9 protein-coding genes are annotated in these 13,616 nt (G+C 48.7%); 7 read left to right on the top strand and 2 right to left on the bottom strand.

The annotated features are described in order from the left end of the window. Positions 1–18 precede the first annotated feature (18 nt). The 7 genes from MKQ68_RS17885 to MKQ68_RS17855 all read left to right on the top strand — a co-directional run bounded on the left by MKQ68_RS17885 (position 19) and on the right by MKQ68_RS17855 (position 11,638). Positions 19–1,545: a RagB/SusD family nutrient uptake outer membrane protein gene (locus MKQ68_RS17885; protein WP_264280307.1), complete on the top strand. Its 1,527-nt coding sequence runs from the start codon at positions 19–21 to the stop codon at positions 1,543–1,545. Positions 1,546–2,213: 668 nt separating this feature from the next. Beyond that, complete coding sequence (locus MKQ68_RS17880; protein WP_264280306.1) at positions 2,214–2,780, top strand: discoidin domain-containing protein; 567 nt, start codon at positions 2,214–2,216, stop codon at positions 2,778–2,780. A 101-nt stretch (positions 2,781–2,881) separates the two neighbouring features. Further along, positions 2,882–5,959 carry a SusC/RagA family TonB-linked outer membrane protein gene (locus MKQ68_RS17875; protein ID WP_264280305.1) on the top strand — a complete coding sequence of 1,026 codons (3,078 nt, stop codon included), beginning with the start codon at positions 2,882–2,884 and terminating at the stop codon, positions 5,957–5,959. A 63-nt stretch (positions 5,960–6,022) separates the two neighbouring features. Beyond that, entirely contained in the window at positions 6,023–7,822 is a 1,800-nt protein-coding gene (locus MKQ68_RS17870; RefSeq protein WP_264280304.1) for a RagB/SusD family nutrient uptake outer membrane protein, read from the top strand. A gap of 31 nt (positions 7,823–7,853) precedes the next feature. Further along, the gene (locus tag MKQ68_RS17865) at positions 7,854–8,795 is read left to right on the top strand and encodes a hypothetical protein (protein ID WP_264280303.1); all 942 of its coding nucleotides are present in this window, start codon (positions 7,854–7,856) and stop codon (positions 8,793–8,795) included. Between the two features lie 195 nt (positions 8,796–8,990). After that, positions 8,991–9,917, top strand: coding sequence for an alpha-L-rhamnosidase N-terminal domain-containing protein (locus tag MKQ68_RS17860; protein ID WP_264280302.1), 927 nt, complete (start codon positions 8,991–8,993; stop codon positions 9,915–9,917). Positions 9,918–9,958: 41 nt separating this feature from the next. Next, positions 9,959–11,638, top strand: coding sequence for a family 78 glycoside hydrolase catalytic domain (locus tag MKQ68_RS17855; protein ID WP_264280301.1), 1,680 nt, complete (start codon positions 9,959–9,961; stop codon positions 11,636–11,638). Positions 11,639–11,773: 135 nt separating this feature from the next. Here the strand turns inward: MKQ68_RS17855 and MKQ68_RS17850 are convergent, their stop codons facing one another. Beyond that, positions 11,774–12,868, bottom strand: coding sequence for a hypothetical protein (locus MKQ68_RS17850; RefSeq protein ID WP_264280300.1), 1,095 nt, complete (start codon positions 12,866–12,868; stop codon positions 11,774–11,776). Positions 12,869–13,086: 218 nt separating this feature from the next. Continuing rightward, positions 13,087–13,608 (bottom strand): YdeI/OmpD-associated family protein, encoded by a 522-nt coding sequence (locus tag MKQ68_RS17845; RefSeq protein ID WP_264280299.1) that lies wholly within the window; start codon positions 13,606–13,608, stop codon positions 13,087–13,089. Positions 13,609–13,616: the final 8 nt, after the last annotated feature.

Raw genomic sequence — 13,616 nt, 5'->3', positions numbered from 1 at the left:
CAAAACAAAAAGGAAAAAATGAAGAGGATAATAAACATAAGCTTGCTGTCGGTTTCTTTGCTGGCAGCCTCCTGTAAGAAAGATTATCTCAGCACCGTACCTACGGATGCTACTGGTTCCGCCACCGTATTTGCCACTACGGAAAATGCGAAAGGTGCGGTGAACGGTCTTGCTAAAATGATGACCAGCCAGTACCTGAGCGTGCAGGGCTTAAATGGTGAAGGTTCTATCAAAATGTGGTGGGGTAACTATCCTGGTGCGCACTTCTATGTGAACCTGCCGGGTTGGGCTACCGTGATCAACTCTATGAACCACGAGAACGCGTCCAGCACTTACACGTTCTACCCTTGGTATTACTATTATAAGATCATCTCGAACGCAAACACGATCGTAGTAAATATCGATAATGCAACCGGCCCGGAATCCGATAAGCAATTCATCAAAGCGCAGGCGCTTACTTACCGTGCCTATTCTTATATGATGCTGGCGCAGCTGTATGGCTACCGCTGGAGCGATTCCCAGAACGGTTCTACTGGCGGTTTAGTGTTGAGAACAGACGTTTCTACAGGCGATATGCCACTTTCTACACTGGCAGAAACTTACGCTTTGATTTATGCTGACCTGGATAAAGCAATCGAATTGTATACCCAGTCCGGCAAAAGCAGGAGCAACAATTACGAGATGAACCAGAATGTAGCCTACGCTGTTTATGCCCGCGCGGCACTTAACAGGCAAGACTACCCTACGGCTGAATCATATGCTGTAAAGGCAAGAACAGGTTACAACCTGATGAGCGCTACAGAATACAAAGCTGGTTTTAGCAATCCGAACCAGGAATGGATTTGGAGCAGCTACGGTGCGGCAGACGAAACACTGTATTTCTACCAGTACTTTGCTTACATCGGCTACAATTCCAGCGCATCGAACGTAAGAACGTATCCGAAATGTATCAGCAAAGAGTTGTATCAGAAGATTCCGGCTACCGATATCCGCAGAGGACTGTTCCTGGATCCGACCGGGTATACCTACACTGCATCCAGCGGTGTGGCTGGCACTGCGCTGAAGGCCCGTGCATTCACCCTCTACCCGGATATTTACAGTACATCTACCGTTTACGCTTACATGCAATTTAAGATGAAAGCGAGCGACCAGCCGGGTGTTGGTCACCTGAACCACTTCCGTTCTTCTGAAATGTACCTGATCGAAGCAGAGGCCCAGTATTTCCAGAATAAACCAGCTACTACGGTAGCGGCCACCCTGGAGGCGCTTACAAAGGCTTCTGGCCGCGATGCGAGCTACACCTGTACCAAAACCGGTACCGCGTTACTGGACGAAATCAAATTATATCGCGCTATAGAACTGTGGGGCGAAGGGTTCGACTGGTTCGATCTGAAACGTTGGGGCGATCCGTTGGTTCGTAAGGATCCTGCTGCGGGTGGCAACTTCCTCACAGCACTTGCCATTTCCATCCAACCTGCCGAAACCAATAAATGGACGTGGGTGATTCCGTTGAAGGAAACCGATTTTAACGACGCGCTGAACTAGCACTCATATTTTTGATTTAGTAGCACTCCCGGGCCTTCGTGGCCCGGGATTTTTTTGCAGATAGGCGAGGGGCTGTCTATTGCGACCCATTGGCCTTCTGGAGGCCAGGCAAAAAAGGGGTTAAACCTTATGCCTACACGACGTATTACGAAAAGCTATACGTTAATAAAAGCCTAGTCCAGGTGAAAAAAATCAAAGTTTCTCAAAAAAAAGTGCGTGTTGATTTTGAAATTTAACAAATAATTATCGATCTTTAAGTCGTGAAGATAGTGGAAGCGTTGCTTTACATAAACTAAACGTGACAGTGACGTTATGAGTTATTTCTGGTAAGCAGAGGAGATGTCAACGAGAAAAAAAGCATTTTACAACGTGATTATTAATGTGCAACCAAACCATAGGTGAACTGACTAAATCGATTGTTTTCTTAGTGAGTGATGCAAAATCGATTTAGCGTTGTTTTAAAATTATCTCTACCTATGATGTGCAATAGTCATTTTTAAAGAATGTCCGGTAAGCCCGGTGTTACCACGATGAATTAACAGTTAAACGAAGTTGCAATAGATTACTAAATCGATTTTGCAGAGTTGCTTTACCTATACAAATGTGCCGTATCAAAACGGCGCGCGATAATGCTTTGCATCAAATCTAAAAGACAAAAACAACGTGATATGATGATGTTCAAATCAACCAAAGTTAACGCCGTGTTCTTTCTTGGCATGCTGTTGTTATTCCTGGCAAGCTGCGACGACAAGACCGAACGGACGTACGAACTGCTCCCGCCAAATGCAGAAGGCGAGGTAGATGTGACCAGTCTCGGCAAGTTATCAGTTAACATCGAAAACGGATCGGGAGTAACCGGAGGTGAAGGTTCCCCGAAAGTGGTAGATGGTGCGGCTGATACGAAGTTCCTGACTAATCCATTCGTCGACACTATGTGGATCGAGTTGAATCTGCTGGCTTCTCAGCGTGTGGATGCCTACACACTTACAGCTGCAAATGACGCACCTACCCGCGATCCGCGAGACTGGGCCCTTAAAGGATCCAAGGACCGCGTAAACTGGGTTACACTCGACGCCCGCACTGGCGAAGTATTTGCCGCCCGCTTCCAAAAGAACCGTTATGAGTTCGCGAACGAGGAAAAGTACAAGTATTATCGCCTCTACATCACCAAACACGGTGGTGACCAACGTTTCCAGCTGGCTGAATGGCGTATTATCAGCATGCCTCAGCAATAGCATTGCTCACGTCTCTTAGAGCTGCAACTGCAGCAGTAAATCAAATTAATCTTTCAACAACATTGACTATGCTTAGAACGAGACTAAGAAAGTTTATTGTTATGAACGCCCTGCTCCTGGTTGGGTTGTTAGTAACTATGAATGCGCTTGCGCAGCAAGAAAACGGGGTCATTAAGATCACGGGCACCGTTAAAGATGAGTTAAAGACGGCGATGCCTGGCGTAACGATCGTCAACCTTTCTACTAAAACGGGAACTACTACTAAAGAAAATGGTTCCTTTGAAATAAACGCAAAAAGAGGCGACAGCCTTTCTGCGCGTATGATCGGTTACGATGCATTTAACTTCGTAATCAGCAATATCATCAACTTTGAAATTACACTGGTTGCTACTAATAACTCACTGAATGAAGTGGTAGTAGTAGGTTTCGGTGAGCAGAAGAAAATCTCCCTCGTAGGTGCACAATCTTCTGTGAGCGTAGAAGATATCAAAACGCCGGTAGCTAACCTGAGCGCCGCACTGGCGGGTAGAATCGCCGGTCTGGTAGGTGTACAACGTTCCGGCTTACCTGGCTCTAACTCTGCGGATGTGTGGATCAGGGGTATCTCTACCTTCAACGGTTCTGGTAACAGCGCCTCTCCACTGATCGTGGTAGACGGTGTGCAAGGTCGTGATATCAACGCTTTCGATCCTGAAGACATATCTTCCTTCACTATCCTGAAAGATGCTGCTGCTACTGCAGTATACGGTGTAGCTGGTGCAAACGGTGTAATCCTGATCACCACTAAAAAAGGTGTATCCGGCAAACCGAACCTGATGTTCAACTACAACCAGGGTCTTACTGCCTTTACAAAAAGGCCTGACCTGATGGACGGTGTGAGCTACATGCTGCTCCGTAACGAAGCACAGCGCAATTCAGGCATGACGCCAGAATATTCTAACAACTACATTAACGGTACTATCAAACAGGAAGATCCATACCTGTATCCCGATGTAGACTGGATGGAAGAAATGTTTAACAAAACCGCTATGAACAGGCGTGCGAACTTTGCTGCCCGTGGTGGTAGCGACTTCGCCACTTATTATACTTCACTCGCTTACTACGAAGAAGAAAGCCTGCTGAAAACTGATAACCTCCAGGCTTATGACGCCAGCACTAAATTCAGGCGTTATAACTTCACCTCCAACGTTTCGATGGACTGGACTAAGACCACGAAATTCGAACTGGGCGTGCAAGGTTATGTAACACAAACCAACATGCCAGGTATCAGCCCGGAGGAGGCATTCGATAACGTAATGCAGACTAACCCGGTTCTGTACCCTACAATGTACCCAGGCGGTTATCTGCCAGGTGTGAGCTCACACGGTGCACAGCCCAACCCTTACGGACAGTTAACACAGTCTGGTTACCGTAACCTCTTCGGCAACCAGTTGTATACCAACGCCCGTATCACCCAGGACCTGAAAGCATGGTTGCCTGGTTTGAGCGCTTCTGCTATGTACTCTTTTGACGGTTATAATGGTCACCAGATCGACCGCACACGCAGCCGCAGCACTTACCTGCTGAACCGCATCGTGCCCTACCTGGACGACGGTACTATGAACCTCAACCTGATTTACTCTGGTAACGACGATCTCGGTTATGGCAGGGTGAACAGTGGCAGACGAGCAAACTATTTTGAAGGTGGCTTTAACTACCAGCGTGCATGGGACGATCATAACGTAACCGGTATGATCCTCTTCAACCAGCGTGAAAGAGTGGAAGCGTTTGCAAGCAGCGCCACTAACTCACTGCCTTACCGTAACCGCGGTGTGGCTGCAAGGGGTACTTACTCCTACCAGGATAAATACTTTGCAGAGGTGAACTTTGGTTACAACGGTTCTGAAAACTTCATCCCGGGCAGAAAGTACGGTTTCTTCCCTGCATTAGGTGTAGGCTGGGTAGTGTCTAACGAGAAGTTCTTCGAGCCATTGAAAGATGTAGTGTCCTTCCTGAAAGTACGTTACTCTGATGGTTATGTAGGTGATGGCAGCGGTGGTAACCGTCGTTTCGGCTTCCTTACCATTGTTAGCACTGGTGCAGATGGCTTCTACTTCGGTTCTGGCACCAACCAGGTTGGTTTCCAGAATGGTACTAACATCGACAGCTACGGTACTGATGTTACCTGGGCTAAGTCACACAAACAGGACCTCGGTCTTGAATTTAACTTGTTCCGCGATAAGCTGACTGTAGTTACAGACATCTTTAAAGAAAGACGCGAAGGCGTATTCCTGCAAAGGGGCTCGCTGCCTTCTTATATTGGTCTGAACAGTGCTCCGTGGGGTAACCTCGGTATCATCGAGAACAAAGGTATTGATGGTACAGTTACACTGAACCCGGTTGAAATCGGTAAAGATCTGTTCATCGACTTCCGTGGTACATTCTCTTTTAACAGAGATAAGGTAATTGAGAACGATATGGCTAAACAGCCAGAACCATATATGGAGAGAAGGGGTAAAAACTACCTGTCTACTTATGGTTATGTAGCTGAAAAACTGTTCGAAAGCCAGGAAGAGATCGACAAAAGCCCAAGCCAGGCTGATCTCGGCAACACACTGCCAGGCGATATTAAATATAAAGACCTGAACGGTGACGGCGTGATCAACGCAAACGACATCACCAGGATTGGTAATGGAGACGTACCTACAACCGTTTACGGTTTCGGTTTAAACCTGACCTGGAAACAGTTCTATGTAGGCGCCTTCTTCCAGGGTGTTGCTGGTGCAGACAGGCTCTTGAATGGCGATGGTATTATCCCGTTCAATAACAGCACTGGTGCTGAAAGAAGTAATTTGTTCTGGCAGGCTGAAGACAGGTGGACTGTGGAAAATCCAAATCCACATGCATTCTACCCCCGTTTAGGTTATGGTTCTGCTGCGAACAAAATGAATTCTTATACTTCATCATGGTGGGTTAAAGATATCGACTTCATTCGTCTGAAAACAGTTGACCTGGGCTACAACCTGCCTAAGAATGCTGCCAAAGCGCTTAGAATGAAGAATGCCAGGATTTACTTCCAGGGTGTTAACCTGTTCTACTGGAGCAAGTTTAAACTGTGGGATCCTGAGCTGAACACCGGTAACGGTACGGCTTATCCAAACATCAGGACCTTTAGTGTTGGTGTACAAGCCAACTTCTAGTAGCGATCGGTATTGAAGTGATAATTATGTGTGTTGTTCTATTGAACTGAAAACAAAAAGCAAATGAAAAAGATTTTCTTGATACTTACAGCTACTTTGGCGCTTGGCATCAGCTCTTGCTCCAAGTACCTGGACCAGGTGCCAGATGACGTACTGACGATCGACGACATCTTCAAATCAAAGGTGAATACAGATAAGTTTCTTGCAAACGTATATTCATCTCTGCCGAATGAAAACCAGGAGCGTTATACCAATACTGCGCACTCCGGTGTTTTCACGGCGGCTTCCGACGAGGCTGTTTATACTTGGACTTTCCCTTACAGTACGCAGTTGAATGCTAGTACCTGGGCAAAAACCGATGGCAATATTTCTACCTGGTGGAGCAACTATTATAAAGGTGTGCGTAATGCAGGTTACTTCATTCAGCAGATCGATGGTGCGAATGCCCTCGAGGTACCTGAATTAACTAAGAAGTATTACAAGGCTGAAGCAAGAGCTTTACGCGCTATGTTCTATTTCTTCCTGGTACGTATGTACGGGCCGGTATTGATCCTGGGCGAAGACCCTGTAGATCTTAACACGCCGCTGTCGGACCTGCAGTATTCCCGCTCGCACATTGATACCTGTATCAACTACATCGCCAACGAGCTGGATAAAGCTTACGAAGAGCTGGATTATACTCCCTTCAATGGTGAGATTGGCCGTGTAACGAAAGGTGCATGTAAAGCATTTAAGGTTCAGGCCCTTATGCTGGCTGCGAGCCCGCTCTATAACGGTAACGCCAACTATACCGACTTCAAAAATGTGGACGGTACTCCGCTGGTAAATACTACCTATGATGCCAACAAGTGGAAGCGTGCTGCCGATGCTGCTAAAGCATTCATTGACGAGTTCGTGACCACACAGGGTACTTATGCACTGTTCAGGGACAACAACGCAGATCCTTACATGGCTGCTTACCTGGCTTGCCGCAACGTACACCTGGTAGAATGGAATCAGGAGTGGATTTATGGTCGCTCCAAATCAGAAAGCTACCTGCGTTATGACAGGATGGGTAAACACGTAGGTGCACCGTCCGAACAACAGGGGGGTGGCTCTCTGGGTGCTACCCAAACAATGGTAGATGCATTCTATATGGCAAACGGCCTGCCGATCACCGATCCGGCTTCCGGCTACCAGGCTACAGGTTTCACTTCGTTCAGAGCACCTTTCGACAATACTACGAGAAGCACTTACAACCAATGGATCAATCGCGAACCAAGATTCTATGTAAGCATCACTTATAACAAAAGCCTGTGGCTTTATGGTTCTAACGTGATCACCGATATGGAATTCAGCGGTAACTCCGGTAAATCAAAAAGTACTTCCGACGTATCGCCTACCGGCTACATTCCAAGGAAGGCAGTTCCACAGACTGAAACCAGGCGTGGTGCTCCGTACCTCCGTTTGGCCAATATCTACCTCGACTACGTAGAGGCGCTGAACGAATACGATCCGGGTAATGCCGATATCCTGACTTATCTGAATCTCATTCGTACCCGTGCAGGTGTTTCCGGCTTCGGTACTGGCGTTGTTCCTGTTCCTGCTGGTCCGGCTGCAATGCGTGAAGCTATCCGTACGGAAAGAAGAATTGAACTTGCGTTCGAAAATGCCCGCTTCTTCGATACCCGTCGCTGGTTGATCGCCGAAAATACCAATAACGGCCCAATCTGGGGTATGAACATGAATGCAGATGGTGCAGCGTTCTATACGCCGACCATCTCTTCAACACGTACGTTCCGTAAAGACCGTGACTACCTGTTCCCGATCCCGAACAACGAGACGTTACTGAACCAGAACCTGGTACAGAACCCGAATTGGTAATTCGCAGATCGATTAATAAACGTTATTATCCATGAGAATCAATATTTCCATCCTGGCCCTGTCGCTCGTGTTTGCCGTATCCTGTAAAAAGGAGATAAAACGGATAAACCCGAACGACATGGTCCCGGACACCGACGCCAACGCTCCTTCCTCTTCGTGGAAGGAGCATTGGTTCGAACACAAGCAAACAGTAAAGCTGGTTGCTTACAACGATGAAGTAGCGTTGTACTATGATGATGACATGAATCGCGAAATTCTGTGGCCGCTTCGGAAAGCCAAAGAGATTTGGGTCTACACCAAACAAGTGTACGCCCCATTCAAAGGGAAAGATAAACGGCTGAATGTAGTGCTTCACTATGGCAAATATGGCGGCGGACATCCGTACACTTACTTCGATGACGGCCATGATAACCGCACAGGTATCGACATCGGTTCTAATAACTCCTGGGAAGATACTTCGAACTGGAACCTCGACGTGGTAACACACGAAATAGGACACATCGTAGAAGGCGGTTTTAAGGGCGTAAAAGAATCACCTGCATTCGATATCTGGGGAGACAGTAAGTGGATGGAAATTTATATCTACGACGTCTACAAAGGACTTGGTTGGGAAGCAGAAAGGAAGCGTGCTTACGCCAGTTGTATGAACACGGTCGACAGCTATCCAAGACCGGGAACGCAATGGTTTAAGAATTGGTTCTACCCGATTTACAGCCAACATGGTGAAACGGCTGTTTTAAACGGCTTTTTTACGTTGCTGGCTGAGCACTTCCCTAAACGCACAAACGCTTACGGAATGGAGTACACGAGGAGAATGAACATGGGTGAATTTGTTCACTTCTGGAGCGCTGCCGCTAAAACTGATCTTAAGGACCTCGCACTGGCAGCCTTCGGGCCAAATGACCGGAACGGCGCAGCCTGGGCCCCTCAGTTGGAAGCCGCTAAAACGACGTTCAGCAAGCTGACTTACTAAAACATCCGATCAAATAATAAGAAAGGCGCTTCCCCCGAAGCGCCTTTCTCTTTTAACACCAACCCGCAAGCCCATTCCGCTAAAATTCACCCCCGCTCATGTAAAAAAACACCAACTATTCCCCGGAATACCCCTTCTTGCGAACATTCCGGCCCCACGTTCCGGACAGTTTAATCAATCTCTTACAAACAACGGATGAAACGACTTTTTCTCATAGCACTGCTCGTAACGGCATCGGCCGCCGCACAGGTACGCGCCGCCAACCCGGTGAACCTGAAATGCGAATACCTCGTAAACCCAATCGGGCTCGACGCCAAACAACCGCGTTTTACCTGGCAGATGAACGATAAACGCCCCGGTGCAGCGCAATCGGCTTACCAGCTGTTCGTGTACAGCGATGCACAGGGCAAACAGTTAGTATGGCAAACGGATAAGATCAATGGCCAAGACATCCTCGCCACTTACCAGGGAAAACCGCTCTCGCCGTTTTCGAAGTACTGGTGGAAGGTGCAGCTGTGGGATCATGCGGGCAAATCTTCCCAATCGCCACTCGCCAGTTTCGAAACGGGTATGATGGGCGATGCCTGGCAGGGTAAATGGATAACCGATACGGATGACAAGGACCTTAAACCTGCGGCTTACTTCCGCAAAACGTTTCCCGCAGCCAGGAAGATCGCCAGCGCCCGCGCATATATTGCCGTGGCGGGACTCTATGAGTTATATATCAACGGAGAAAAGATCGGTAACCACCGCCTGGATCCCATGTACACGCGTTTCGACCGCCGCAACCTGTACGTAACGTATGATGTTACCAAACAGCTGCAATCGGGCACTAACGCGATTGGTGTATTGCTTGGCAACGGCTGGTACAACCACCAGTCAACAGCGGTATGGGACTTTCACAACGCCCCCTGGCGTGCACGTCCGGCGTTTTGCCTCGACCTGCGCATTACTTATTCGGATGGCTCGCAGGAGGTGATCAAATCAAACGATGACTGGAAAACCGCATTAAGCCCGGTGATTTTCAATAGCATCTACACCGCCGAACATTACGACGCCCGCCTGGAGCTGCCCGGCTGGAACACACACCTGGTTTCAACGATGCACAATGGAAGCCGGTAATCGCCCGCAAGCGCCCGTCGGATAACATCGTAGCACAGGCCATGCACCCGGTAGAAAATGTGGAAACGATACCGGCAAAAACGATCCGTAAGTTCGATGATACGACTTACTTATTCGATCTCGGTCGTACGATCGCCGGCGTTAGTCAGCTGAAGGTAAGCGGCCCGGCAGGCACGATCATCCGTTTAAAACACTCGGAGGACTTAAATAAACAAGGCCGCGCAGACCTCGCCAACATCATCGTACACTATCGGCCGAAGGATAAAACAGATCCTTTCCAGACGGATATTTTTATCCTCAGTGGAAAAGGTACGGAAACGTTTATGCCACGCTTTAACTACAAAGGATTTCAATACGTGGAAGTGACGAGCAGCCAGCCGATTAAGCTTTCCAAAGAAAGCCTGACGGGCTACTTCATGCATAGCAATGTGCCGGTAGCAGGTGCGGTAAACTCTTCCAGTGAGTTGATCAATAAAATATGGTGGGCGACGAACAACGCGTATCTCTCTAACCTGTTCGGCTACCCGACAGATTGCCCGCAGCGTGAAAAGAACGGCTGGACGGGCGACGCGCATATCGCCAGCGAAACGGGATTGTTCAATTTCGACGGCATCACTGTGTACGAAAAATGGCTGGCCGATCACCGCGATGAACAAAAGCCAGACGGCGTTCTGCCTTCTATTATTCCTACCGGCGGATGGGGTTACGAGTGGGGCAATGGCCCGGATTGGACGAGCACCATCGCCATCATCCCCTGGAACATTTATTTGTTTTATGGCGATAACAGGCTGCTGATCGACTGCTACGACAATATTAAAAAGTACGTAGATCATATCACGGAGATCAGCCCCTCTGGCTTAACCACCTGGGGCCTGGGCGACTGGGTGCCGGTAAAATCCAAAACGCCGGTGGAGTTTACTTCCTCCTGCTTTTATTATAAGGATGCATTGATCCTCGCGAAAACCGCACAGATGCTCGGCCGCCAGGCTGACTACCAGCAATACAGTGCACTGGCCGAAAAGATCAAAACTGCTTTCAATAAAAAATACCTGAATGAACAAACGGGCATCTACGGCAGCGGCGTACAAACGGAATTAAGCTCCGCCCTTTACTGGGGCCTTGTTCCGGAAGATAAAAAGGCGCTCGTGGCCGCCAACCTCGCTAAACGGGTGGCGCAGGATAACTTTCACCTGGATGTAGGCTTGCTCGGCACTAAGAGCATCCTCAACGCCCTCAGCGAAAACGGTTATGCGGATGTAGCTTACAAGGTAGCCGCGCAGGAAGACTTTCCATCATGGGGCTACTGGATCAAGTCCGGCGCCACTACGCTGTACGAGAACTGGGACCCGCACGCAAAATCGGACCTTTCGCGCAACCACATCATGTTTGGGGAAATTGGCGCCTGGCTGTTTAAAGGAATTGGTGGTATTCTGCCAAATGAAGCTGCTCCCGGTTTCCACGATGTGTTGCTGGCGCCGCATTTCGTAACAGGCCTCGATCACTTCGAAGCGAAGCACGACGGCCCGTACGGACAAATCATCTCTTCATGGAAACGCAACGGCAGCGGCGTAACGTATACGGCCACTATTCCGGCCAACTCCACTGCCTCCATTCACCTGGAGGTGCCCGCAGGCAAAGCGGTTTATCAAAAGGGAAAAGCCATGACGCAACAGGCGGTATACAAAGTGCCGGCCGGCGTACATCACTTCGATATTAAGTAATAAAAAAGGGGCTGTCTCAAAAGTAGTTTGATGGTCATGAGAATCGCGTAAACGAAAAATTTCTCCATCAGGTACCCGTATAAAAACGGGTAGAAATTACTTTTGAGACAGCCCCTTTTCTTATCAAAATTAATGTTAGATACCGTCTGTCCGGAACATCACCTTGTCCACGATCACGCCGATCTTTCTCACCGTGTTGTTGTCGCTGGATAACTGTTTGTCGCCAATTACCTGGTCGTACAGTTTGGAATCGCCGGAGCGCACCGCTTTCAGTAGGATGACAACCCCTTTGTTTTCGAGCTGACCGCCCTGCCAGTTTGATACGATGCCCGCATTATCCCACTCAAACGCATTGAAACGGAAGTTACGGCCATTCATCTTCACCAGTTTTTCTATCGGGTCGCCCGGTTTAATACCGAAAGGCGATTTCCACTGCGAGTTTTCGCGGGTAAACGAAATGATCTTACCCGAATCACTGAAGATGATCTGCAACTCGTTATCTGTATCGGGGAAAACCAGGTAAGCCTTACCGATATCATTACCGGAAAAATCGGTCGCATTCTGTACGATGATGTTTTCCTTACCGTACATATTCACCAGGTCGGCCGGTTTGTTGAGTTTGAACAAGTCGCGTACTTCCCAGTTAATACCCTCACCTGCGGCTGGCGCAGCTGGCGTACCTGCGGGTGCAACGGTGCTGGTGGTAGTTGTTTCTCCGGTGCTGGTTTCGGTTGCCGTAGTGCCTTCTGTCGCAGTGGTGGTCACTGTTTCGGTCGGCGTAGCCGCTGCTACCACCGGTGCGCTAACCTTACGCGGCAGTGTGAAAGTCACCCCAGGCTTCTCTTCCAGCAAGGCTTTCAGCTGATCTTTGTATTTGTTTACTGTATACGTCGTAATCGGGAATACGTAGTTGGACTGCACATTCATCGCGCGCAGGTTGGCGATCAACTGCTGGCGGTTGCCGTTGCTGTATTGATACAGGTATTTGAGCGTCGCTTCCAGTGCCGTGGCGTCTTTTTCCAGCTCCGTCATCGTTTTGTCGATCTCCAGTCCGCCCGCGCCGCTACGGCTCATCTGCTCGGTGATAAAGCCGAACATGGAATCGTTAGGCAGCAGGTAGCGTTGCGCCGCCTTTTGCGAAAAATCCTCGATCATTTGCGGGCTTAGCTTCGACTGGGCGCCGGCTAACAGGGGTAAAATCAGTAATATTGATGCTAAAATCCTTTTCATTGCGTTGTATTTATATGGTCATTGCCCTCCTCTAATTTAGGCAATATTATGCCATAAAAACGGAGAAAGGGGGTGGAATATTGGCCATCCGGCCGTCAAAAAGGGAATTTCGGTCGCCAGCTTCAGCATTCCTGTTCAGCCGCCGTTGTGTCACTCCCTTGTACTTGTTTTTCACTATTCAGCCTTCACAAAGATACGTCATGGAACAGCCGTTTCAATCAGTACCCCAACTCGTCCTTCCGGTCCCGGAAGTAACGGACCGTAGTGCCGAAATCAAATTTATGGGAGAGGCCGGTAACGGTCTGCGCGATCCGTTTGGATTTGGTTTGTTCTGTCTTGGCGCTTTCTATCCACTTGATGAAATAATCCTGGTGGGAACGGGTGAGGGTGTTAAAGAACGCCAGGGCTTCGGGGGCATCGTTCAGGCAGTCCATCAGTTCGGGGCAGGTAACTGGTTGGTAGTCAAGATCGGCTTCTATCTGGACCTGCAATTTTTCGCCTTTGCGTTTGCCGGTGCCTTTACGCATGGTGGCATTAATGGGCAACATAAACTTTCCTTCTCCGATGGGCAGTAGGGCAGCTGAAAAAGCAAAATTATCGAGCAATCCCTTTACCCGGAACGATTTCCGGCTACCGGGCTGCAACTTCTCCGCGATGGCGGCGGAAATGATGATATAGCTCCAACCGGTCTTGTCACCCTGTTGAATGGCCTGCTCAATAACGGAAGTGAATTTGATCATACCACCTA

This window comes from Chitinophaga horti, assembly GCF_022867795.2.
GTDB classification, from domain to species: Bacteria; Bacteroidota; Bacteroidia; order Chitinophagales; family Chitinophagaceae; genus Chitinophaga; species Chitinophaga horti.
The sequence above is the reverse complement of the archived record's forward strand: the minus strand, read 5'-3'. Positions and strand labels throughout refer to the sequence as shown.

Coding starts and splice junctions, on each gene's coding strand:
- MKQ68_RS17885 (WP_264280307.1), top strand. CDS start 19: ATGAAGAGGATAATAAACATAAGCTTGCTGTCGGTTTCTTTGCTGGCA.
- MKQ68_RS17880 (WP_264280306.1), top strand. CDS start 2,214: ATGATGATGTTCAAATCAACCAAAGTTAACGCCGTGTTCTTTCTTGGC.
- MKQ68_RS17875 (WP_264280305.1), top strand. CDS start 2,882: ATGAACGCCCTGCTCCTGGTTGGGTTGTTAGTAACTATGAATGCGCTT.
- MKQ68_RS17870 (WP_264280304.1), top strand. CDS start 6,023: ATGAAAAAGATTTTCTTGATACTTACAGCTACTTTGGCGCTTGGCATC.
- MKQ68_RS17865 (WP_264280303.1), top strand. CDS start 7,854: ATGAGAATCAATATTTCCATCCTGGCCCTGTCGCTCGTGTTTGCCGTA.
- MKQ68_RS17860 (WP_264280302.1), top strand. CDS start 8,991: ATGAAACGACTTTTTCTCATAGCACTGCTCGTAACGGCATCGGCCGCC.
- MKQ68_RS17855 (WP_264280301.1), top strand. CDS start 9,959: ATGCACCCGGTAGAAAATGTGGAAACGATACCGGCAAAAACGATCCGT.
- MKQ68_RS17850 (WP_264280300.1), bottom strand. CDS start 12,868: ATGAAAAGGATTTTAGCATCAATATTACTGATTTTACCCCTGTTAGCC.
- MKQ68_RS17845 (WP_264280299.1), bottom strand. CDS start 13,608: ATGATCAAATTCACTTCCGTTATTGAGCAGGCCATTCAACAGGGTGAC.